Source organism: Methylorubrum populi, from assembly GCF_002355515.1.
Taxonomy (GTDB): Bacteria; Pseudomonadota; Alphaproteobacteria; order Rhizobiales; family Beijerinckiaceae; genus Methylobacterium; species Methylobacterium populi_A.
Window position 1 is genome coordinate 3,170,764 of the sequence record NZ_AP014809.1, and the last position, 22,535, is coordinate 3,193,298.

Annotated in this window: 22 protein-coding genes and 1 other RNA gene; 16 read left to right on the forward strand and 7 right to left on the reverse strand. The window is 69.3% G+C overall.

Annotation, left to right across the window (positions count from 1 at the left end; all coding sequences use genetic code 11):
• Positions 1-82: 82 nt before the first annotated feature.
• Positions 83-910, reverse strand: a complete 828-nt coding sequence (locus MPPM_RS14575; protein ID WP_096485644.1) for a CPBP family intramembrane glutamic endopeptidase — start codon at positions 908-910, stop codon at positions 83-85.
• A gap of 42 nt (positions 911-952) precedes the next feature.
• Here MPPM_RS14575 and ssrA point away from each other — a divergent pair.
• Both ssrA and MPPM_RS14585 read left to right on the forward strand, forming a co-directional pair.
• Positions 953-1,330, forward strand: a transfer-messenger RNA (tmRNA) gene (ssrA, locus tag MPPM_RS14580).
• Positions 1,331-1,386: 56 nt separating this feature from the next.
• On the forward strand, positions 1,387-2,040 hold the full coding sequence (locus tag MPPM_RS14585) for an SspB family protein (RefSeq protein ID WP_096485645.1): 654 nt from the start codon (positions 1,387-1,389) through the stop codon (positions 2,038-2,040).
• A gap of 40 nt (positions 2,041-2,080) precedes the next feature.
• Here the strand turns inward: MPPM_RS14585 and MPPM_RS14590 are convergent, their stop codons facing one another.
• Positions 2,081-3,484: a cytochrome P450 gene (locus MPPM_RS14590; protein ID WP_096485646.1), complete on the reverse strand. Its 1,404-nt coding sequence runs from the start codon at positions 3,482-3,484 to the stop codon at positions 2,081-2,083.
• A 124-nt stretch (positions 3,485-3,608) separates the two neighbouring features.
• Between MPPM_RS14590 and fumC the strand changes: the two genes are divergently transcribed.
• Genes fumC through MPPM_RS14605 form a run of 3 tightly spaced genes read left to right on the forward strand, consistent with a single transcriptional unit; the run spans position 3,609 to position 5,596 of the window.
• The gene (gene fumC, locus MPPM_RS14595; protein ID WP_096485647.1) at positions 3,609-5,027 is read left to right on the forward strand and encodes a class II fumarate hydratase; all 1,419 of its coding nucleotides are present in this window, start codon (positions 3,609-3,611) and stop codon (positions 5,025-5,027) included.
• 60 nt (positions 5,028-5,087) lie between these two features.
• A complete protein-coding gene (locus MPPM_RS14600) occupies positions 5,088-5,276 on the forward strand; it encodes a DUF4169 family protein (protein WP_096485648.1) in 189 nt (62 codons plus the stop codon).
• Positions 5,277-5,326: 50 nt separating this feature from the next.
• Positions 5,327-5,596 (forward strand): ribbon-helix-helix domain-containing protein, encoded by a 270-nt coding sequence (locus MPPM_RS14605; protein WP_432419856.1) that lies wholly within the window; start codon positions 5,327-5,329, stop codon positions 5,594-5,596.
• On the opposite strand, the gene MPPM_RS14610 is transcribed toward MPPM_RS14605, so the two are convergent.
• From MPPM_RS14610 to MPPM_RS14620, 3 genes are all read right to left on the reverse strand, one after another.
• Complete coding sequence (locus MPPM_RS14610) at positions 5,519-6,004, reverse strand: MmcB family DNA repair protein (RefSeq protein ID WP_096487860.1); 486 nt, start codon at positions 6,002-6,004, stop codon at positions 5,519-5,521. The genes MPPM_RS14605 and MPPM_RS14610 overlap by 78 nt on opposite strands.
• A gap of 84 nt (positions 6,005-6,088) precedes the next feature.
• Positions 6,089-6,868: a cobalamin-binding protein gene (locus tag MPPM_RS14615; RefSeq protein WP_096485650.1), complete on the reverse strand. Its 780-nt coding sequence runs from the start codon at positions 6,866-6,868 to the stop codon at positions 6,089-6,091.
• 6 nt (positions 6,869-6,874) lie between these two features.
• Positions 6,875-7,396, reverse strand: a complete 522-nt coding sequence (locus tag MPPM_RS14620; protein WP_096485651.1) for a DedA family protein — start codon at positions 7,394-7,396, stop codon at positions 6,875-6,877.
• Positions 7,397-7,512: 116 nt separating this feature from the next.
• Here MPPM_RS14620 and pdxY point away from each other — a divergent pair, with 116 nt between their 5' ends.
• From pdxY to MPPM_RS14635, 3 genes are read left to right on the forward strand one after another with little or no spacing between them, the layout of a single operon-like run.
• A complete protein-coding gene (gene pdxY, locus MPPM_RS14625; protein WP_096485652.1) occupies positions 7,513-8,364 on the forward strand; it encodes a pyridoxal kinase PdxY in 852 nt (283 codons plus the stop codon).
• Between the two features lie 18 nt (positions 8,365-8,382).
• Positions 8,383-9,312: a PhzF family phenazine biosynthesis protein gene (locus MPPM_RS14630; protein WP_096485653.1), complete on the forward strand. Its 930-nt coding sequence runs from the start codon at positions 8,383-8,385 to the stop codon at positions 9,310-9,312.
• On the forward strand, positions 9,302-10,033 hold the full coding sequence (locus tag MPPM_RS14635; protein WP_096485654.1) for an NUDIX hydrolase: 732 nt from the start codon (positions 9,302-9,304) through the stop codon (positions 10,031-10,033). The genes MPPM_RS14630 and MPPM_RS14635 overlap by 11 nt, the downstream gene beginning before the upstream one ends.
• A 9-nt stretch (positions 10,034-10,042) precedes the next feature.
• Here MPPM_RS14635 and MPPM_RS14640 read toward each other — a convergent pair whose 3' ends face one another.
• On the reverse strand, positions 10,043-10,375 hold the full coding sequence (locus MPPM_RS14640) for a hypothetical protein (protein ID WP_096485655.1): 333 nt from the start codon (positions 10,373-10,375) through the stop codon (positions 10,043-10,045).
• Positions 10,376-10,788: 413 nt separating this feature from the next.
• Here MPPM_RS14640 and MPPM_RS14645 point away from each other — a divergent pair, with 413 nt between their 5' ends.
• From MPPM_RS14645 to dgcA, 4 genes are all read left to right on the forward strand, one after another.
• Entirely contained in the window at positions 10,789-12,351 is a 1,563-nt protein-coding gene (locus MPPM_RS14645) for a 2-isopropylmalate synthase (RefSeq protein ID WP_096485656.1), read from the forward strand.
• A 193-nt stretch (positions 12,352-12,544) separates the two neighbouring features.
• Entirely contained in the window at positions 12,545-14,380 is a 1,836-nt protein-coding gene (gene ilvD / locus MPPM_RS14650; protein WP_096485657.1) for a dihydroxy-acid dehydratase, read from the forward strand.
• 297 nt (positions 14,381-14,677) lie between these two features.
• Complete coding sequence (gene dgcN / locus MPPM_RS14655) at positions 14,678-15,688, forward strand: N-acetyltransferase DgcN (protein ID WP_096485658.1); 1,011 nt, start codon at positions 14,678-14,680, stop codon at positions 15,686-15,688.
• A 13-nt stretch (positions 15,689-15,701) separates the two neighbouring features.
• Positions 15,702-16,682 carry an N-acetyl-D-Glu racemase DgcA gene (gene dgcA, locus MPPM_RS14660; protein WP_096485659.1) on the forward strand — a complete coding sequence of 327 codons (981 nt, stop codon included), beginning with the start codon at positions 15,702-15,704 and terminating at the stop codon, positions 16,680-16,682.
• 9 nt (positions 16,683-16,691) lie between these two features.
• Here the strand turns inward: dgcA and MPPM_RS14665 are convergent, their stop codons facing one another.
• A complete protein-coding gene (locus tag MPPM_RS14665; RefSeq protein WP_096485660.1) occupies positions 16,692-17,810 on the reverse strand; it encodes a transglycosylase SLT domain-containing protein in 1,119 nt (372 codons plus the stop codon).
• 316 nt (positions 17,811-18,126) lie between these two features.
• Between MPPM_RS14665 and MPPM_RS14670 the strand changes: the two genes are divergently transcribed.
• The 4 genes from MPPM_RS14670 to MPPM_RS14685 are packed head-to-tail and all read left to right on the forward strand — an operon-like array spanning position 18,127 to position 22,494.
• Positions 18,127-19,320 (forward strand): inositol-3-phosphate synthase, encoded by a 1,194-nt coding sequence (locus MPPM_RS14670; protein ID WP_096485661.1) that lies wholly within the window; start codon positions 18,127-18,129, stop codon positions 19,318-19,320.
• Between the two features lie 54 nt (positions 19,321-19,374).
• Entirely contained in the window at positions 19,375-20,253 is an 879-nt protein-coding gene (locus MPPM_RS14675) for an HD domain-containing protein (protein ID WP_096485663.1), read from the forward strand.
• Positions 20,254-20,284: 31 nt separating this feature from the next.
• Positions 20,285-21,466: a class I SAM-dependent methyltransferase gene (locus MPPM_RS14680; protein WP_096485665.1), complete on the forward strand. Its 1,182-nt coding sequence runs from the start codon at positions 20,285-20,287 to the stop codon at positions 21,464-21,466.
• Complete coding sequence (locus MPPM_RS14685; protein WP_096485667.1) at positions 21,466-22,494, forward strand: Gfo/Idh/MocA family protein; 1,029 nt, start codon at positions 21,466-21,468, stop codon at positions 22,492-22,494. Before MPPM_RS14680 ends, MPPM_RS14685 begins: the two co-directional genes overlap by 1 nt.
• Positions 22,495-22,535 lie beyond the last annotated feature (41 nt).

Genomic DNA, 22,535 nt, shown 5'->3' on the forward strand with positions numbered 1-22,535 from the left:
CTGGCGGTCGCCCGGGCCGATGTCGAGTCGAGTGCCCTCGCCGTCCCGCCTTTCCCGACGGCTTGGTTACGCAACGGCACGGCTATCGCAGGAGGCCCGGTCCGAGTTGGTAGGCGACGAGACAGAAGTTGCTCCAGCCGTGGAGCAGGATGCAGGGCCAGAGCCGGCCGGTTCGCCAGCGCAGCCAGCCGAGCGTGAGCGCCAGCGGCAGCAGGGTCAGCGGCCGGGCAAGCGCACCCTTGGCACCGGGATCGAGAGAGACGTGGGCGAGGCAGAAGAGCAGCGCCGTCGCCACGATCGTTCCCGCCGGCCCGAGGAAGGCGCTGGCCCGGGCGAAGGTCTCGCCCCGCAGCAGCAATTCCTCCGCGATCGGGGCTAGCACAACGACGAAGGCGAACCACAGGCCGAGCATCACTGGGCTCAGGAAGGGCGAAAGACGCACCCCGTTGCCGAAATTCATGTGGAGCGCCGCCGCGGTGGTCGTCACCCAGGCGATGTGAATCAGCGGCCAGAGCGGCAGCAGCAGCCAGAGCCGCCGCATCGGCGTCCGCGCTTCGAGCGGCCGCGCCAATCCGAGCCGCCGGCGCCACGCACCGCCGGAGGCCAGGACAGCCAGCGCGACGACGAGAAGTGCCATCAGCACCTGCCGGAGGGCATCCATTGCGACGGCGCGGCCGGCAACTTCAGAGAGCGGCAGGCGCGGGCGGGCCGCGCTACTGGTGAACGGGTCGATGCCGAGACGCAGGTCGCCACCGACCCGGACCATGGCGATGGCGAGCGCGCTCGCCAGGAGAAGGATCGTGAGCGGAACCGCGATGATCAGAAGCACCCGGCCGAGCCACGCCAGCCCGGTTTTGGCCGGAGCCAGGGGCCACTTCGACGGACCCGCGTCGGCGGGGGCGGGCGGCATATCAGCCACGCTCGCAACGCGGAGCGGGTCTGAGCGCAGATCGCTCTTCAAAACCGCCGACGGCCTCTCTATATTCGCCTTGCCGGTCGCGAGGCCGGCTATGGCGATAAACGTTCTTCGAAATAAACCTATCGGACCCGGGGGCGGTACCCGGCGCCTCCACCCGAACCCAGGACCGATGGCCGCACGGCCTCAGCGTGTTGGGTTCGGGCGGGGGCGAAATAGGATCGACGAGGGCGTAAAGGTAGAGCTTTCGCTCGGCATGGTTCCGCCGTTATCGGGCCTTTGCAATAGTTGCCAACGACAACTTTGCTCCGGTGGCTGTCGCCGCGTAAGCGGTGCCAAAAACCGACCTAAAGTCCTAGCGGGTAGCACCGCATAGGCGGGGTTCGGAGGTACCTGGCAACAGAAACCTCCACTCATTTCCACGACCCGGCGCAGCCCAATCCCGGCCGTGACCGGTCAAGCGAGCGCCGATGGCCGAAGATCTGATCCGTTACGATCTCCTGGTTCAGGACGCCCTGCGCGGCGTTGTGCGCAAGGTGCTGACCGATGCCGCCCGCGACGGGCTGTCGGGCGAGCATCACTTCTACATCTCGTTCCGCACCGAGGCGCCGGGCGTGCGCATGTCGCAGCGCCTGCGCGAGAAGTACCCGCAGGACATGACGATCGTCCTGCAGCACCAGTTCTGGGATCTCGGCGTCACCGAGCACAGCTTCGAGGTCGGCCTGTCCTTCTCCGGCGTGCCCGAGCGGCTGCTGATCCCGTTCGACGCGCTTTCGGGCTTCTTCGACCCGTCCGTGCAGTTCGGCCTCAAGTTCGATCTCAACGAGGGCGCCGAAGGCGAACAGTCCGAGGAGAGCCAGCCGAGCGCGCCGGCCAAGGCCGGCCCCCGCGGCGCGGCCTCCGAGCCCGCCGAGATCAAGCCGAAGGGAACGGGTCTCGCGACCGTTCAGAGCGGGCCGAAGATCGTTCCGACCCTTCCGGTCGGCGGCAAGGCCAAGGCGGACGGCAAGCCGGACGACAAGTCCGAGGACGGCAGCGAGGCCAAGCCGGAGGCCGCCGAGAAGACTGAACGCGACGGCACTGCCGAGGTCGTGAGCCTCGACGCCTTCCGCAAGAAGAACTGATTCTTCATTCCGCTCGGCCCGCGCATCGTCCGAAGGGGCGTCAGGCGCGGCGCTGTGCCACCATGCGCAACCCGTCCTTCGGCCGCAGCGTCACGCGGTGGAGCGGCGTCACCGGCGGGTGGTCCGCGGGCAGGGTGAGCCGCACCGCCCGCGCGACCTGGGCGAGCAGCAGCGTCGCCTCCTGCACCGAGAAGCTCTGACCGATGCAGATCCGCGGGCCCGCCCCGAACGGCAGGTAGGCGAAGCGCTCGATCGAATCCCGGGCGCTGCCGAAGAAGCGTTCGGGCATGAAGGCGTCCGGTTCGTCCCACAGCTTGCGGTGCCGGTGCATCACCCAGGGTGCGATGATGACGGTCGAGTTGCGGGGGATCTTCACGCGCCCGACCCGGTCCTCGCGCAGCGCTTGGCGGCTCAGGAACGGCACCGGCGGGAAGAGCCGCATCGTCTCCTCCATCACCGCCTTGGTGAAGGGCAACCGGTCGAGGCTCAGCGCGCCCTCCAATCCCGCGGCGGCATCGGCTTCCGCCTCGACACGGGCGCGGGCCGCCTCGTCCTGCGACAGGCAGTAGAGCGCCCAGGTCAGCGCGTTGGCCGTGGTCTCGTGGCCGGCGGCGATGAAGGTGACGATGTTGGCCTTCACCTCGATGTCGGAGAGGCCGCGGCCCGTCTCCGGATCCTGGGCGGCCAGCAGCAGGGTCATCAGATCGTGGGGCGCCTCGCCGCGGGCGAGCGCCGCCTTACGCTGCTCCAGCAGCGTGTCCACCACTTCGGCGAAGAAGCGCAGCGCCGGCCGCGCGCGCAGGCGGCCGAGCCGCGGCACGAAGGCGGGAAAGCCGAACACGTCCAGCGGATCGATCGGCCCGATCGATTCGAGCAGCCGCGTGATGGCGCGTCCGAGCGCGTCGGGATCGCCGGGCAGCCCTTGGGTGAAGATCGTCCGCTCCAGCACGTCGAGGGTGGCGCGGGTCATCTCGAGGGCGATATCGACGGTAGCGCCGTCGCGCCGCGCCAGCCGCCGGCCGAGCCGCGCCCCGGCCGCATCCATCTGTGAAACGAAGCCCGCCACATGGCGTGCGGAAAAGATCGGCGCGAGCGTGCGCCGCTGCAGGCGCCACTCGTCGCCCTCCGCGGTCAGCAGGCCGTTACCGAGTCCCGGCGCCAGAACCCGCTTCTGCAGGTCGTCCTTGCGGTAGTTTGCGGCCCGTTCGACCAGCAGGTAACGCACGAGGGCCGGATCGCTGACGACGGTGACGCGGCCCATCGCCGTCTCGCCAGCGACAACGAATTCCTCGAAATGGGCGTCCATCCAGGTGGCGATCGGATTCTCGCGCACCTTTTTCAGGAAGGCGAACAAGCCGAGCGGCTGGGTCAGCGGCGGCGGCACCTTGGGGCGGAACGGACCGGCCTCCGTGGTGGTGGCCGGGCGGGACGTCAGATCCAGCATGGAGACGGAAAAACCTCGGCGGTAACGGAGTGTGCAATGCGTCATTCCCCGTTCCGGGTCGGCATCGCGCTCGGCATCATGCTTCGTTAAGTAGGGCCGCATCCGAGCCAACGAAGAGGCCACGATGTCGCCGCAAGAGACTGCCGCCGTCGAGACGCGCACCGAGTCCGACACTTTCGGCCCGATCGAGGTGCCCGCCCACCGCTATTGGGGGGCCCAGACGCAGCGCTCGATCCAGAATTTCAAGATCGGCACCGAGCACCAGCCGGCGCCGCTCGTGCACGCACTCGGCATCGTCAAGCAGGCCGCGGCCCTGGTGAACAAGGATCTCGGCGGCCTCGATCCCAAGATCGCCGATGCCATCGCCGAATCGGCGGCTGAGGTTGTCGCCGGCAAGCACGACGACGAGTTCCCGCTTGTGGTCTGGCAGACCGGTTCGGGCACGCAGTCCAACATGAACGCCAACGAGGTGATCGCGAGCCTCGCCAACGAGCGGCTCGGGGGCAAGCGCGGCGGCAAGTCGCCGGTTCATCCGAACGATCATTGCAACCGCGGCCAGTCCTCGAACGACACCTTCCCCACGGCGATGCATATCGCGGCCGCCCGCGAGGTGCAGGAGCGGCTGCTGCCGGCGCTCTCCCACCTGCACGCGGCGCTTGATGCCAAGGCCAAGGAATTCGACAGCATCGTCAAGATCGGCCGCACCCACCTGCAGGATGCGACCCCGGTCTCGCTGGGCCAGGAATTCTCGGGCTACGCCGCGCAGGTCGCCCTCGGCGGCGCCCGCATCGCCGCGACGCTTCCCGGCGTGCTGGCGCTGGCGCAGGGCGGCACCGCCGTCGGTACCGGCCTCAACGCGCATCCGGAATTCGCGGAGCGGTTCGCGGCCAAGGTCGCCGAACTGACCGGGCTGCCCTTCACCTCGGCCGAGAACAAGTTCGAGGCGCTCGCGACCCACGACGCTCTCGTCTTCCTTCAGGGCGCGCTCACGGCGCTCGCCTCGGGTCTGTTCAAGATCGCCAACGACATCCGCCTGCTGGGCTCCGGCCCGCGTTCGGGCCTCGGCGAACTGTCGCTTCCGGAGAACGAGCCCGGCTCCTCGATCATGCCGGGCAAGGTCAATCCGACCCAGTGCGAGGCGCTGACCATGGTCTGCGCGCAGGTCGTCGGCAACGGCACCACGGTGAGCTTTGCCGGCAGCCAAGGCCATTTCGAGCTCAACGTGTTCAAGCCGGTGATCGCCAACGCGGTGCTGCAATCGGTGCGGCTGCTCGCCGACGCCTCGGTCAGCTTCACCGACAACTGCGTCGTCGGCATCAAGGCCAACACCGACCGGATCAGCGACCTGATGAGCCGCTCGCTCATGCTGGTGACGGCGCTGGCGCCCTCGATCGGCTACGACAAGGCCGCCGAGATCGCCAAGACCGCCCACAAGAACGGCACCACCTTGAAGGAGGAGGCGCTGCGGCTCGGCTACGTCACGGAAGAGGAGTTCGAGCGGGTCGTGCGCCCCGAAACCATGCTGGCGCCGAGCGCGGAATAAGCGCTAGTCTCGCTTCCCGGCGCGGGCTCACCGCGCCGGGTCGTCGAGAGGGCTGACGCGATGGCCGAGATCATCAACCTGCGCCAGGTGCGCAAGGACCGTGAGAAGGCGGCGAAACAGGCCAAGGCCGCGGAGAACCGCGTTCTGTTCGGCCGACCGAAGAAAGCGAAGACGCTGGCCGAGACGCGCAAGGCGATCGAGCAGGCCCGCCACGAGGCGCACCGCCTCGCCGAACCTGACAAGGACTGACGCTGGGAATGACGCGGGCGCCCGCGCGGGAACACGCGAAACGCTCGGTCATGATCGCCGGCCATCGCACCAGCGTGTCGCTCGAGACGGAGTTCTGGAGCGCGCTGCAGGACATCGCGCGAGCCCGCGGACAGTCGGTGCAGGCGCTGATCGGCGCAATCGATTCCGCCCGCGGGGAGCGCAACCTCTCCTCAGCGATCCGTGTGTTCGTACTCGGCGCCTTTCGCGGCGCCTCTGAGCCCTCAAAGAGCCCCCTCGCGGATTGCGCCGGGATCGGCCAGGGCGTGCAGGAGCCCAGCGGCGGAATGGGCGAAGCGTAGGGTCACCGCCTTGCGCCGCGCCGGGCTGAGCGGATGGTCCGGCGGCTCGCGCAGGATCGCCGCGCCGAAGGAATCGGCGACGATGAGGCCGCATTCCTCCGGGATCAGCGACTCCGGCACGGTCTCGGGGATCGCGAAGAAGAAGCGATCGCAATAGTCGCGGTAATCCGGCCATTTCCGGTCGGCGCGGAAGTCGGCCACGCTCGACTTGATCTCGATGATGGTCAGCCGGCCCGCCCCGCACAGGGCGATCACGTCGGCCCGGCGTCCGTTGGCGAGGGAGAATTCGGGAAGGCTCACGCAGCCCATCTCGGCGAGCAGACGCCGCACCCCGCGCTGGATGTTGAGTGCGGTCGGCGACTGGCGGCGATCGGGCGGCAGGATGATGTTGGCAAGGGCTGTGGACATGCCGGGCTGGTGGCTTGTGGATGCGGCCGAATCGAGTCCGCGCATCCTGCCAGCGGGATCACGCCAGTGTCACTGGCCGCTTTGTCACAGCGCGAGAGCCGCCCGGATCGCGTCGAAACCATCCGTCAGCGCCGCCGGCCCCGGCTGGAGGATCAGCGGCGACTTGATCTCGTGGATGCGCCCCGCCGCCACTGCCGGGATGCGCGCCCAGCCGGGGCGGGCGCGGATGCGCTCGACATTGACGCGCTTGCCGCACCAGGAGGCGAGGATCACGTCGGGTGCCGCTGCGATCACCTGCTCGGCGGTGACGATCCGGTCCTTTGCCGCCTGTTGCCGGCTCAGATGCGGAAAGACGTCCTGACCGCCGGCATGGCCGATCAGGTCGGAGACCCAGCCGATCCCGGAGATCATCGGCTCGTCCCATTCCTCGAAATAGACCTTGAGCCGCGGCCTGCCCGCGCTCTCGGCGGCGACCTGGGCGAGGCGATCCTCGTAGGAGCGCGCCAGCGCCTCAGCCCGATCCGCCGCGCCGACCAGTGCGCCGAGCGTGCGGATCATCGCGAGGCACCCGGCCATGTCGCGCTGGTTGAACAGGTGGACCGCCACGCCCGCCCGGGCGAGATTGGCGACGATCTCCGCCTGGAGATCGGAGAAGGCGAGGACGAGGTCGGGGTCGAGGGCGAGGATCTTGGGCAGGTCCGCGCTGGTGAAGGCCGAGACCCGCGGCTTCTCCCGCCGCACCTGCGGCGGGCGCACGGCGTAGCCCGAGACGCCGACGATCCGGCGATCCTCGCCCAGCAGATAGAGCGTCTCGACGGTCTCCTCGGTGAGGCAGACGATGCGTTCGGGCGGGAAGCGGCGCATGGCGTGTCAGTAGTGCAGCCAGCTCAACAAGCCCGCGCCGGGGGCGAGCAGCACGAAGGCCCAGACGAAGGCCGAACTCCAGTTCGCGAGTTGGAACGGGATGCGGCGCAGGCCGAAGCTCCCGGCGACCAGCGGCACCACCGCCCGCGCCGGCCCGATGAAGCGGCCGATGACGATGGCCCCCGCCCCCCAGCGCCGCAGGAAGGCTTCCGCCTTGGTCGTCATCTCCGGGTGCCGGCTCATCGGCCAGAGGCGCTTCACGCCGTCCTTGTAGTAGAAGCCGACCTCGTAGGAGACCCAGTCCCCGAGCCCGGCGCCGATCCCGGCGCCGATCACCATCGGCCAGAACGGCAGGTCGCTGCCGCCGATCAGCGCGCCGATGCCGAGCAGGATCGCGGTAGCCGGCACCAGCAGCGACAGCACCGCGAGCGACTCGCAGAAGGCGATTACGCCGGTCACGACAGGCGCCCAGGCCTTGTAGGTCTCGACGAAGGTGAGGATGGACTGGCGTGCGGCGTCGAAATCCATACTCACTCCGGAGGCGGGTCGTGTCGGGCTGAGCCGTAACGCATCGCCGCATCGATCGGATGCGCGCGGTCGCGGGCCGCGCTATCACGGCGCGGAAATGCGGATACCGGAGCACCATGAAGGTTCTGTCGATCCAGTCGCACGTCGCCTACGGTCATGTCGGGAATTCGTCCGCCGTCTTCCCGATGCAGCGTCTCGGCGTCGAGGTCTGGCCGGTCCACACGGTGCAGTTCTCCAACCACACCGGCTACGGAGAGTGGCGCGGGCGCGTCTTCGACGGGCCGGCGGTGGAGGAGGTGGTGCAGGGCGTGGCCGAGCGCGGTGCGTTGAAGGACTGCGACGCGGTGCTCTCCGGCTATATGGGCTCGGCCGATATCGGCACCGCGATACTTCGGGCGGTGGCCGCCGTGCGGGCGGCCAATCGCGAGGCGCTGTATTGCTGCGATCCAGTGATCGGCGACACCTATTCCGGCGTCTATGTCCGCCCCGGCATCGCCGACTTCATGCGATCTCAGGCGGTGCCGGCGGCCGACATCCTCACGCCGAACCAGTTCGAACTCGACCTGATCTCGGACGCCCCGAGCGACACGCTGGAGGCGGCCAAGCGCGCCGCCGCCTCGGTGCAGGCGCTGGGGCCGCGGGTGCTGCTCGTCACCTCGCTCACCACCGCCGAGACGCCGCCGGACGCAATCGACATGATGGCGGCGGAGGGCGGGGCGTTCTGGCGGGTGCGCACGCCCCGGCTCGACCTGAAAGCGGTGTCGGGGGCGGGCGATGCGGTCGCCGCGCTCTATCTCGTTCATTACCTGCGCACTCGCTCGGCGGCCCTGGCGCTCGGCATGGCGGCGGCCTCGATCCACGGCCTGCTGCGGCGGACCGCCGAGGCCGGCTCGGAGGAACTAGTGACCGTCGCCGCCCAGGACGAGTTCGTCACGCCGAGCACGGCGTTTCCGGTCGAGAGCGTCTGACGCTGTAAAGGAGCCGTGATGCTGGAACGCCGCTTCGCCACCCTCGACGTGTTCACCGACACGCCGCTCGCCGGAAACCCGCTCGCGGTGGTGCTCGACGCCGAAGGGCTCGACGATGCGGCGATGCAGGCCGTCGCCCGCGAGTTCAACCTGTCGGAGACGGTCTTCGTCCTGCCGCCGGAGGAGCCGCGCCACCGGGCGCGCCTGCGCATCTTCACGCCCGCCCGCGAACTCCCCTTCGCCGGCCATCCGACCGTCGGCACGGCGGTGCTTCTCGCCCTGCGCGACCGGGCCGAGCGGCAGGCGGTGGGTCTGGCCGATGCCGCCGCCTTCGGGCTCGAGGAGGGGATCGGCATCGTCTCCTGCGTCGTCGAGGCGGCCGAGGACGGCCGCAGCGCCCGCGCCCGTTTCAAGCTACCCGTCCTGCCGACCTATCTCGGCGAAGCCCGGCCGAACGACGCTCTCGCCGCGGCCCTGGGTGTGAAGCCGAACGAGATCGGCTTCAATCGCCATCAGCCGAGCCGCCACGGCGCCGGCCCCCTCTTCACCTTCGTGCCTCTGGCGTCCACCGAGGCGCTGACGCGGGCCCGGCTCGATGCCGCCCGGTTCGAGCGCCTGTTCCCGCAGGCGCAGGCAGACGCGCTCTACCTCTACGCCCTCGACCCGGTAGGGCTCGGGCATCGCTACCAGGCGCGGATGTTCGCGCCGCATCTCGGGGTCGCCGAAGACCCGGCGACGGGCAGCGCCGCCGCGGCCTTCGCGGGCGTGCTGATGCAGTTCGAGCCATTGGGGGAGGGCACCCACGACGTGGTGATCCGCCAGGGCGCCGCCATGGGCCGGCCGAGCACAATCGACCTCCAGCTCGTCATCGGTGAGGGCGCGCTGCGTTCCGTCGAGATCGGCGGGCAGGCGGTGGTGGTGAGCGAGGGCGTGCTGCGTGTCGGTTGAGATCGCGGGCGACGCCGCCCCCGGCTTCAGCATCACGCCGCTCCGGCGCGTCTCCGCCCGGCGTGTCGAGCACGACTGGTCCTGGATGCGGGACAATGCGGAGGCGATCGACCGCAACTGGGAGCAGCGCAAGGCGAAGACGCCGAGCCTGTTCGACGGGCCGGTCTATCTCGCCAGCGGCTGCGCCATCGCGGAGGATGCCTGCGAGGCGAGTCTGTTCGAGGTGCGCTACTCGCGCTTCATCGCCTTCCGCGACGCGGGCGTGCCGGATGCCCTGGTGGCCAACGCCTTCGCGGCGATCGTCCCGCATAGCCGCGACGGGGCGGTGCTGCTCGGCATGATGGGCCCCCACACCGCCAATGCCGGCCAGATCTACTTCCCCTGCGGCACGCCCGATCCGGGCGACCTGCGCGAGGACGGCACCGTCGATCTCGCCGGCAGCGCGGAACGCGAGTTTCTGGAGGAGACCGGCCTGACCCTGCCCGAGGGGGCGGAGGAGGAATGGGTGCTCCTGCGCGGCGACGGCCAGCTCGCCTTCCTGCGCCCCGTCCGCTTCGACAGCGACGCCGAGTCGCTGAAGGCCCGCATCGAGGCGCATCGCGGCCACGAGGACGAGCCGGAGCTCGCCCGCAGCGTGATCGTCCGCTCGCGGGCCGAGATCGACGCCGCCCGGATGCCGGGCTTCGTCCAGGCCTATCTTGCGAGCGTCTTTCCGGCGTGAGGCCGGACCTCAGCGGTAGCCGTAGCGGGCCTTGGCCGCCGCGAGCAGGCTCATCGCCTCGCCCTCGCGGCCGGCGGAGCAGGCCGCCTCCGCCTTGGACAGGTCGGCGCTGAAGCGCGTGCCGACCGGCGCGGAGAGATCGCCCGTCTTCACGTCGGTCGCGACGATGGCCTGGGTGCGCGCGACGCTCGGGCCGCAGCCGGTGCCGGTCGGCAGGGGCGCGACGGCAGCGGCGGGCGCGGTAGCGACAGGTGCGACCGGGGGCGGCGCGCTCGACTGGCAGGCGCTCAGGGTGCAGCCGAAGGCGGCGATCAGGACGGCTCGGGAAAGCGGCGCGGGCACGACAGGTCTCTCCGGTCATGAGAGGGCTAAGTTCGGTGCAGCCAAGCTTGGCCGCAGGGTTGTGCGCCGGGTGGGATGAAACGGTCAATCGCAGGTCTGCCCCGCGCTTGTCACGATCCCCGCCAATCGGTACAGAACGCCACCCTGGTCGCAGGCGGTTTGCCGGCGAGTCAGCCTCTCAGGAGAATCGAGCGTGGCCCCTGGCCGCCCCGTGCAGACGAATGACGGTGCCGCTTTCGCGGCCGCGTCGTCCTGCGCGCTCATTCTCGTAGGCCTGCTTCTTAGCCGCCCCTGAGGGCCGTCCGGGCGCGACCGCCTGGGCTCTCAGGGGGTGCCGCTCGTCCACCGGAAGACAGGTTTTCCGGCGCCGCTCCCGAGGAGTCGAGCGCGCCGGCTGCGAGGAATGAAGACCCATGGCGAACACCACTGAGAGCGCGAAGGACCGCGTCGTCATCTTCGACACGACGTTGCGCGACGGCGAGCAATGCCCCGGCGCCACCATGACCCTCGACGAAAAGCTGGCGGTGGCCGAACTGCTCGACGGGATGGGCGTCGACATCATCGAGGCGGGCTTCCCGATCGCCTCCAACGGCGATTTCGAGGCCGTCTCCGAGATCGCCCGGCGCACCAAGCGCGCCACCGTCGCCGGCCTCGCCCGCGCCATCCCCGCCGACATCGCCCGCGCCGGCGAGGCGGTGCGCCACGCCCAGCGCGGCCGCATCCACACCTTCGTCTCGACCTCGGCGATCCACCTCGCCCACCAGATGCGCAAGACGCAGGACGAGGTGATCGAGATCATCCTGAAGACCGTGACCCAGGCCCGCGACCTCGTCGAGGACGTGGAATGGTCGGCCATGGACGCGACCCGCACCGACATCGACTATCTCTGCCGCTGCGTCGAAGCCGCGATCCGCTCCGGCGCCACCACCATCAACCTGCCCGACACGGTGGGCTACGCCACGCCGCAGGAATACGGCGCGATGTTCCGGGCCGTGCGCGAGCGCGTACCGAACGCCGACAAGGCGATCTTCTCCGTCCATTGCCACAACGATCTCGGCCTGGCGGTGGCGAACTCGCTCGCCGGCCTGGAGGGCGGCGCCCGGCAGATCGAGTGCACCATCAACGGCATCGGCGAGCGGGCCGGCAACGCCGCGCTCGAAGAGATTGTCATGGCGATCCGGACGCGGGCCGACGTGATGCCCTACGACACCGGCATCGACACGACGATGCTGACCCGCGCCTCGAAGCTCGTCAGCCACGCGGCGAACTTCCCCGTGCAGTACAACAAGGCCATCGTCGGCCGGAACGCCTTCGCCCACGAGAGCGGCATCCATCAGGACGGCATGCTCAAGCATTCCGAGACCTACGAGATCATGACCCCGGCCTCCGTTGGCCTCGCCAAGACCTCGCTGGTAATGGGCAAGCATTCGGGCCGGGCCGCCTTCAAGTCGAAGCTGACCGAACTCGGCATCTCGCTGTCCGACAACCAGTTCCAGGACGTGTTCGAGCGCTTCAAGGATCTGGCCGACCGCAAGAAGCACGTCTACGACGAGGACATCGAGGCGCTGGTGGACGAGAAGCTCGCCACCGCCCACGACCGCATCAAGCTGCTCTCGCTCTCGGTGATCGCCGGCACCCGCGGGCCGCAGCGCGCGACGATGAAGATCGAGATGGACGGCCGCACCTTCACCGAGGAGGCGGACGGCAACGGGCCCGTGGACGCGGTGTTCAACGCCATCCACGAGATCGTGCCGCACGATGCGGTGCTCGAACTCTATCAGGTCCACGCCGTGACCGAGGGGACCGACGCGCAGGCGGAGGTCTCAGTTCGCCTCAAGGCCGGCGAGCGCTCGGTGACGGCACGCGGCGCCGATCCGGATACGCTGGTGGCCTCCGCCAAGGCTTATCTCTCGGCCTTGAACAAGCTCTCGGCCGCCTCCGTGCGGCTGCACGCGCAGCACGCCGCGGTGGTTTAGCCGTCGCTCGTCCCACTCTCGATCTCATCCTGAGGTGCTTGCGCGGCAGCGCAAGCCTCGAAGGATCTTCCAGTTCGCGCGCGGTCTCGGGAGGATCCTTCGAGGCCCGCTTCGCGGGCACCTCAGGATGAGGGACAGGTTTGGACGAACGGTCCGCTGCCGGATGTCCGCTTCACATCGATAAAGCCAAGAAATGCCCGCTTACCGCTCCCGCACCACCACCCACGGCCGCAACATGGCCGGCGCCCGCGGCCTCTGGCGCGCCACCGGCATGAAGGATTCGGATTTCGGCAAGCCGATTATCGCGGTGGTGAACTCGTTCACGCAGTTCGTGCCGGGCCACGTCCACCTGAAGGATCTCGGCCAGCTCGTCGCGCGGGAGATCGAGCAGGCCGGCGGCGTCGCCAAGGAGTTCAACACCATCGCCGTCGATGACGGCATCGCCATGGGCCATGACGGGATGCTCTACTCGCTCCCGTCCCGCGAACTCATCGCCGACTCGGTCGAGTACATGGTCAACGCGCACTGCGCCGACGCCATGGTCTGCATCTCGAACTGCGACAAGATCACCCCCGGCATGCTGATGGCGGCGCTGCGCCTCAACATCCCGGCGGTCTTCGTCTCCGGCGGCCCGATGGAGGCCGGCAAGGTCGTGATGAACGGCGTCACCCGCAAGTTCGACCTCGTCGATGCGATGGTGGCGGCGGCCGACGACCGGGTCTCGGACGAGGACGTCGCGGTGATCGAGCGCTCGGCCTGCCCGACCTGCGGCTCGTGCTCGGGCATGTTCACCGCCAATTCGATGAACTGCCTGACCGAGGCGCTCGGCCTGTCGCTGCCCGGCAACGGCTCGACGCTGGCGACCCACGCCGACCGCAAGCGCCTGTTCGTCGAGGCCGGCCACCTCATCGTCGATCTGGCGCGGCGCCACTACGAGCAGGACGATGCCAGCGTGCTGCCCCGCGCGATCGCGACCATGGCCGCTTTCGAGAACGCGATGACCCTGGACATCGCAATGGGCGGCTCGACCAACACGGTGCTGCACCTGCTCGCTGCCGCGCATGAGGGCGAGGTGCCCTTCACCATGGCCGATATCGACCGGCTCTCGCGCCGAGTCCCGGTGCTGTGCAAGGTCGCCCCGGCGGTCGCGAACATCCACATGGAGGACGTGCACCGGGCCGGCGGCATCATGGGCATCCTCGGCGAACTCGACCGCGCCGGCCTGATCGACCGCGCGGTGGGCAATGTCGGCTCGGGCACGCTCGGCGCGGCGCTCGACCGCTGGGACGTGAAGAAGACCCAGAGCCCGTCCGTGCAGGAGTTCTTCCGCGCCGCACCCGGCGGCGTGCCGACCCAGGTCGCCTTCAGCCAAGCCTCGCGCTGGGACGAGCTCGACCTCGACCGCGAGGCAGGCGTCATCCGCGACGCCGAGCACGCCTACTCGAAGGATGGCGGCCTGGCCGTGCTCTACGGCAACCTCGCCGAGGACGGCTGCATCGTGAAGACGGCGGGCGTCGATTCTTCGATCCTGACTTTCACCGGCACGGCCCACGTGTTCGAGAGCCAGGACGCAGCGGTGGACGGCATCCTCAACGGCCGGGTGAAGGCGGGCGAGGTCGTACTGATCCGCTACGAGGGTCCCCGCGGCGGCCCCGGCATGCAGGAGATGCTCTATCCGACGAGCTACCTGAAATCGAAGGGCCTCGGCAAAGCCTGCGCCCTCGTCACCGACGGCCGCTTCTCCGGCGGCTCCTCGGGCCTCTCCATCGGCCACGTCTCGCCGGAGGCGGCCGAGGGCGGGCTGATCGGTCTCGTGGAGCAGGGTGACCCCATCGAGATCGACATCCCGAACCGGCGCATTCACCTCGCCGTGGACGAGGCGGTGCTGGCCGAGCGCCGCGCCGCCCGCGACGCGAAAGGATGGCGCCCGGCCGAACCGCGCAAGCGCAAGGTCAGCACGGCGCTCCGCGCCTACGCGATGCTCGCTACCAGCGCCGCCAAGGGGGCGGTGAGACGAATCGAGCCGTAGGGCATTCTCGTATCGCGCCGGTTCTGGATCCCACTCGGCACCTCATGCTCTGGCGCCCGCGTAACAGGCGTCGGAGGATGACGGCGCAAGGTCGATCCAGGCCCGGCGCGCTGCTCCGAGCGAAGGCGGAGCCGCCGCGGCGTGCTTCGCGGCCGAGATATGCGCCCGGCACCTCGCTACGGGGGATCGAAGCGGGTTGCAGCAGGACACACGTCATCCCTCGCGCATCGGGCACGGATCACGCATAGACGCGTTCTCAGGCGGAGCTTCGCTCCGGATGGGAGAGACGTCGGACCCATGCAGATCGCCACGCCCTACCTGATGTTCCTCGGCGACGTGCCGGACCGGCTCGCCGCCAAGACGGCCTACGGCATCAACGACTGGCGCCCGGAATGGTGCGTCGGCCAGCTTCGGATGGAGGGCTGCGCCGCCGATCTCGGCATTCCCGACCTGACCCTGGACGAGGCCGTCGCCAAGGGCTGCAAGACCATGGTGGTCGGCGTCGTCAATGCCGGCGGCGTGCTGCCCGAGCACTGGGTGAAGGAGATCGTCGCGGCCCTGAATGCCGGGCTCGATGTGGCGAGCGGCCTGCACGTGCGCCTCGGCTCGATCCGCGAGATCGACGCAGCGGCGGAGCGCAACGGCCGCGCCCTGCACGATGTGCGGCACACCACCGAGACCTTCCCCACGGGCAAGGGCACGAAGCGCCCCGGCCGGCGCCTGCTCACCGTCGGCACCGATTGCTCGGTCGGCAAGAAGTACACCGCGCTCGCGCTGGAGCGCGGCATGCGCGAGCGCGGCTTCGATGCCGACTTCCGCGCCACCGGCCAGACCGGCGTGTTCATCTCCGGTCGCGGCGTCGCCATCGACGCGGTGGTGGCCGACTTCATCTCCGGCGCCGTCGAGTGGGTCGCGCCGGCCGCCGATCCGAATCACTGGGACCTGATCGAGGGGCAGGGCTCGCTGTTCCACCCCTCCTTCGCCGGCGTCAGCCTCGGGCTTCTGCACGGTGCGCAGGCAGACGCCTTCGTCGTCTGCCACGAGCCGACACGCTTACGAATGCGCGGCGTCGAGGCGAGCCTTCCAACAATCAAGGAGGTCATCGACCTGACGATCCGCTGCGGCTCGCTGACGAATCCCGGCATCCGCCCCGTTGGCATCGCCGTCAACACGCAGGCGCTGGCGGAGCCCGAGGCGCGCGCCGTGCTGAGCGAGGCGGAAGCCGTTTACGGCTTTCCTGCCACTGATCCCGTGCGCTTCGGCGTCGAGGCGATCGTGGATCGGATCGCCGCCGAGTTCCCGGCCTGAGGGAGAACTGCCGATGCCGCGTCTGACCGTTGCCGTCGAGCGCTTTCCCATCGCCGGATCGTTCACGATCTCCCGCGGAAGCCGCACTGAGGCGGTCGTCGTCGTCGCGACCGTCGAGGACGGCGCGTTTCGGGGCCGGGGCGAGTGCGTGCCGTATGCCCGATACGGCGAGACGGTCGAGAGCGTCACCGCCGCCCTCGAAGAGCAGGCCGGATGGATCGCCGACCGCGGAGGGCGCTTCGATCTGGCCGAACGGATGAAGCCGGGCGCCGCCCGCAATGCCCTCGATTGCGCGCTGTGGGATCTCGAGGCGAAGCGCACCGGCAGACCCGCTTACGAACTCGCCGGTGTCGCCGCACCGGTGCCGGTCACCACCGCCTATACCCTGAGCCTCGGCGATCCCGAAGCGATGGAGGCGGCGGCCCGCGCAGCGGCGCATCGGCCGCTCTTGAAGGTGAAGCTCGGTGGCGAGGGGGATCCCGAGCGGATCGCCGCGGTGCGCCGCGGTGCGCCCGAATCCCGTCTCATCGTCGATGCCAACGAGGCGTGGTGCGCGGAGACGCTTCGCGACAACTTGATGGCCTGCGCGGCGGCCGGGGTCAGCCTGATCGAGCAGCCGCTGCCGGCGGGCGAGGACGGCCTGCTGGCCGAGATCGACCGCACCATCCCGATCTGCGCCGATGAGAGCCTGCACGACCGTGCCGGGCTCGACGCCCTGGCCGAGCGCTACGATGCGATCAACATCAAGCTCGACAAGGCTGGCGGCCTGACCGAGGCGCTGAAGCTCGCCCACGAGGCGCGGGCGTGCGGCTTCGAGATCATGGTCGGCTGCATGGTCGGGTCGTCGCTCGCCATGGCGCCGGCGATGCTGATCGCGCACCACGCGGCCTATGTCGATCTCGACGGGCCGCTGCTGCTCGCGCAGGACCGGGAGCCGGCCCTGCGTTACGAGGGCAGTACGGTCCATCCGCCGTTGCCCGAACTGTGGGGGTGAGCCCCGCCTCTACTGCACCGAGTGGAGCGCGAGGGACGGTGCCACGGCCTCGTTGATCCGCAGGCGGGCATCGAGGATCGGCGCCGCCGGCTCGTCGGCTTGCTGCTGCGCGAGGTCGGCGATCGCCTGATACTGGCTCAGCCGCCGGTCGATCATGCCGTCGAGCTTCTCGTGAACTTCCGCCACGGTCAGGCTGCGTCGCTTTCCGCCATCCTTCGCGGTGAAGATGGCGCGGTTGGCCCGCGCGGCGCGGCCGAAGGCGATCTTGGCGACCTTGTCCGGGTCATCGGCGCTCAGCGAGAGGAATTTGCCGGCGCTCGCGGTGCCGAGAAAGTGCGCGAGGTAGAGTTCGGTCGTCTTCAACTCGCGTCCGATCCGGGCCTCGATCCGGCTGCGGTCGCGCTTGATCAGCTCACCCGCCATCAGGCCGGACAGGTAGGGGTCGTTGCGCAGGTCGAGGACCCGCTTGCGCGTCGCCGCGTCGGCGATGGTGATGCCGGCGCCGTGTCCCTTCACGGCGGCCGCCTCGCCGGCGAGCCCATGCTTGGCGCCGTACTGGCGAATCATTTCCAGCCACGTGCCGGTGACGAACTGGAAAAGCCCCTGTGCCGAGGAGGCGGAGGACTTCACACTCGTGTCGAAGCTCGATTCCTTGTCGGCGAGCGCCATCATGTAGACGGGGTCGACGCCGGTGACCTCGGAGGCCTTCAGGATCGTCTCCACGAGGGGGCGTGGCACGCTCATGTCGCCGAAGCGCAGGATCTCGTCGTCGTTGTCGGAGCGCGAATTCGTGAACGACGCCTGCAGACGCTCAATGGGAGCGGTAAATCCGCCGTCCTGGCCAAGCAGGGCGGTGCCGCCCCATTCCGCTTCCGCACCGGCCGGTCGAAGATCGGCACGCACCATCATCGGGATCGATACCGAGGCGTTCGCGTTCTCGTAGGCCGACACGGCCTGCGGTGCGGCCAGCAGCAGGGCGAGGCTGGCGGTCATCGCGGCCAAGCGGCGAACGAGCGGCGAAGGACCGCGCGAAGAACTGGCGGCAGCCTCGCTGCTGGCATCCGACCCGCAAGGCACGAATCGGCTCACGTCGTCGGCGCGACGCGCCGGCTCCGGGTAAACCCCCATCGGTCTTCCTTGTTGATGCTCCGGCGTTCTTGTGTGCCGGGCTTCGTTTTGACCGGCGGAGGTTTCGCCGCCGGGTGTGACCACAATGGGACCACCGCGTGATCCAAACGTGATCCCGTTAATCCAGCGTTAAGCCATTGTGTTTACGATATTTTAACCAAACGGTGACGTCGCGGCGAAAGCCGGCCTGCGGCAAAGATGGCAGGGTTTGCACTGGAACGCTCTAGGTCGGTCACAGTTGTCATGGGCCGCGCGGCGGCCAGTTAGGGCTCATCCTAAGGCGTCAGCGCCACCACAGCAGAAAGATCGAGTTCCCATGGGCATTCAGACCGGTCGACGCGTCGGAGTGGCGTTCGTTGGCATGGGCGGTGCGGTCGCGACGACAGCTATCGCCGGCATCGAAACCATCAAATCGGGTTCGAACCGTCTGGATGGTCTGCCGCTCGCTGGTGTGCCCGTCACTGGAATGGCCGACTACAAGGATCTCGTTTTCGGCGGCTGGGATCTGAACGGCGACGACCTCGCCTCCGCCGCGACCGGTCACGGCGTGCTCACCCGCGAGGACATCGAGAATGGTGCCCAGGCCCTGAAGGGGATCACCCCCTGGCCGGCGGTCGGCTCGGCCAAGTTCTGCAAGAACATCGACGGCGCCAACCGCATCGTCGCCAAGGACCATCGCGAGACCGTCTCGGTCATCGCCAACGACCTCAACCGCTTCCGCAAGGAGAGCAACCTCGACGACGTCGTGGTGATCAACCTCGCCTCGACCGAGCGCTGGCCCGACCTCGCCGATCCGGTGCTGAACTCGTCGGAAGCCTTCGAGAAGGGGCTGGATGCGAGTGACGAGTCGATCTCGCCCGCGATGCTCTACGCCTATGCCGCCATCAAGAGCGGCGTTCCTTACGCGAACTTCACCCCCTCGGTCGCCGCCGACGTGCCGGCGCTGATGGAACTCGCCCGCGAACTCAACGTGCCGGTGGCCGGCAAGGACGGCAAGACCGGCCAGACCATGATGAAGACCGTGCTGGCCCCCGCCCTCAAGGCGCGCCAGCTCCACGTCGACGGCTGGTTCTCGACCAACATCCTCGGCAACCGCGACGGCCTCGCCCTGAACGACCCGAACTCGCTCCAGTCGAAGCTCAACACCAAGGGCACAGTGCTGGATTCGATTCTCGGCTACCCGGTCGAGGATCACTTGGTCCACATTCACTATTACCGTCCGCGCGGCGACGACAAGGAAGCCTGGGACAACATCGACGTCACCGGCTTCATGGGCCAGCGGATGCAGATCAAGGTGAACTTCCTCTGCAAGGACTCGATCCTGGCCGCCCCGCTCGTCATCGAGATCGCCCGCGTGCTCGACCTCGCCAAGTCGCGCGGCGACGGCGGCGTGCAGGAACAGCTCTCGACCTTCTTCAAGGCGCCGATGGTGAAGAACGGCCACGGGCCGGAGCACGATTTCGGCAAGCAGCAGCGGATGCTGTTCGACTGGCTGGGCGTGCAGCAGTAAGGGCGCCCGCCCGTGACGGGTTTTCCTGAAGACGGTCCGGCAGCCCCCGCCGCGATGCGGGAACTGCTGGTCGAACTCGGCGACCTCAAGCGCGTCCGCTCGGCCGGTCGCGTCGGCTCGATTGCCGAACGCCTGTTCGCGCAGGGCTGGTCGGCGCTCACCGGTGGTGCGGCGCCGGAGACGGTCGCCCTCGACATCACCGCCAAGGCACTCGCTGCCGCGCGGCTCTGCGACCTCGATGCGGCGTTCCTCGCGGCTGCCGGGCTCGATGAGGCGCAGGCCGCCGACGTGCTGGCGGCGGGGCTCGATGCCGTGGCCGGCCCGGTCGACGCCGGTCTGCGCGACCGGCTGCGGGCTTACCTGCGCGCCCCGGCCGCCCTGCCGGCGGGGCCGGTGCCAGCCTTCGTCGCCGCCCTGGCGCAGCAGCCCCGGGCGGGCGTGACCTGTCCGGGCAAGCCGCGCATCCTTCTGGAGCCGCCGGAGAACCACGCCGAGCACTGCCTCGTCGTGGCCGTCTACGGCGTACTGCTGAGCCCGTTCTATCGGGCCGATCCGACCACGGTGTTCCTCGCGGCGATGGCGCATCACTTCCACAATGCGGCGATGCCCGACGCCGGCTTCACCGGAGAGATGCTGCTCGGCGATCATCTCTGGCCGATCGTCGGGCGCTGCTCGCAATGGGCGCTCGACGAACTCGAACCGCCGCTGCGGGAGAGTGTCCGCGCCGCCCGCCTCGTCCTGCCGGACGACGCGACCGCGGAGGGGCGTGCCTTCCACGCCGCCGATTCCATCGACCGTGTGCTCCAGATCGCCCAGCACCTGAGGGCGGCCTCGCTGACCATGGACACGGTGCTCGGCGAGATGGAACTGGTCCATGCCGGACCGGTCAAGGCTTTCCAGGATCGCGTTCTGACCGATATGCGCATCCCGTGACGTTCCGCGCTATCCGGCAGATTCCAGGATCATGATCCCCTTCGATCTCCTCTCGCCGGAGACCGGTCATCGGCTCAAGGCCGACGGCGCGCACGCCTTGCGCGACGTCGAGACCGGCGCGCGCTGGCCTGTCATCGACGGCATCCCCTATCTCCGCACTGGGCGCGACAGCCTCGTCGCGGCCGCCCTCGATCATCTCGATCATGACCGGGCGGAGGATGCCCTCGTCCTGCTGCTCGCGGACCAGGACGATTGGTGGACCGGGCCCCCGGCCGATCCCGACGCCTTGCGCCGGCTGGTGCGCGAGCGCGGGAGTGCCTCGCTGCGGCAGGCGGTGGGATGGCTCGGCTGGGGCCGCGTCGGCGATTATTTCGTCAACCGCTGGACTGATCCGACCTTCCTGGCAGGCCTGAGCCTGCTGGAGGCGCATTGGAACAATCCCGTCTGCGCGTTCGAGCTCGCCTGCGGCATCGGACATTACCTGCGTGAGCTGAAGCGCCGCGGCGTCAAGGTCGCGGGCGCCGACGTGGTCTTCGCCAAGCTCTGGGTCGCGCGGCATTGGGTGGTGGGCGAGAAGGCGCAGCTCGTCTGCTTCGACGCCGCGTCACCGAAATGGCCGATCCCCGAGGCGCCGGTCGATCTCGTGATCTGCAACGACGCCTTCTACTTCCTCGACGACAAGCCCGGCATCCTCTCCTGCCTGCGCCAGACGGCTGGGGAAGAGGGCTGGCTCGCATTCAGCCACATCCACAACAGTGGCCGGCCGGGCTTCTCGGCCGGGAAGGCGATCTCCTCGGCCGAAATCGAGGAGCTGTTTCCCGACGGACTCGTCTACGACGACGCCGAACTGACCCGTGCCCTCGTCGAGGCCCGCGCTCCGCAGCCGCGCGAGCCGCGGGATCTGAACACCTGCGAGGCTTTCTCCGTCGTGGCCGGCCCCGGCATGCGCCCGGCGCCGCGGGCCCTGGTCGACGGGATCACTCTGCCGCCCGCCGACGCGGCCCTGCAGCTTAACCCACTCTACGCGCCGGACGACGGAGGATTTGCCATCCGCTGGCCGTCGGAGCGCTACGAGGCGGAATACGCGCCGCACGCCACCTACCCCCTGCACTCCCAGGGCCCGGAGGCGATCGATTGGGCGGGCAAGCCGGATGCACCCGAGGCGGACCGAGTGCGCCGCCGCGAATATGTCGACCTGCCGGAGCGCTGGTGATGGATGCGAGCGTCGGCTGGGGCATCGTCGGCTACGGCTGGGTCGCCCGCGACTACATGGCGCCGGGCATCCGCGCCGCCGGTCACCATCTCGTCGCCGTCGCCGATCCGGGCGAGACCTCCCGCGCGGCGGCGGAAGCAGAAGGCGCGCGGGCGCATGCCGATCTCGCCGGCCTCATCGCCGAGCCGGCGGTTGAGGCGGTCTACGTCGCGACGCCGAATCATCTGCATCGCGGCGCCGTGGAGGCGCTCTGTGCCGCCGGCAAGGCGGTGCTCTGCGAGAAGCCGATGGCGGCCGCCCTCGCCGATGCCGAGGCGATGGCGGCGGCGGTCCGGAAGACCGGCGCCTTCTACGGCACAGCCTTCGACCAGCGTCACCATCCCGGCCACCGCGCCATGCGCGACCTCATCCGCGCGGGCCGGCTCGGCACGGTGACGGCAGTTCGCATCGTCTATGCCTGCTGGCTCGACCGCGCCTGGACCTCGTTTCGCGGCCAGGACAACTGGCGCATTGACCCGGCCCAGGCCGGCGGCGGCGCGCTGATCGATCTCGCGCCCCACGGCCTCGACCTCGTCGATTTCCTGCTCGGCGAGCCCATCGCCGAGATCGCCGCCATGACCCAGGCCCGGGCTCAGGACTATGCCGTCGATGACGGCGCCCTCCTGATCGGCCGCACGGGATCGGGCGCGCTCGCACAGCTCAACGTCGCCTACAATTGCCCCGATGCGTTGCCCCGTCGCCGGCTCGAAGTCGTCGGCACGAAGGGCATGCTGAGCGCGACCGATACGATGGGACAGACCGCGGGAGGCTCCGTCACCTTCACGAGCGGAGCGGATGGCCGAACCGAAGACGTTGCCTTCGACACGACCGCCTCGCCCTTCCTCGAACAGGTCCGCGCCTTCGGCCGCGCCCTGCGCGACCCTGCCGCCCGCGTCGCCTGGGACGCGGAGCGCGACCTGCACACCATGCGCCTGATCGCTCGCGCCTACGCGGCAGCGGGCAAACCGGCCGGCCGCGACGCGGCTTGACGAAACTTGGGAGGAGACCGGACGATCCCACCCGCGCCCTC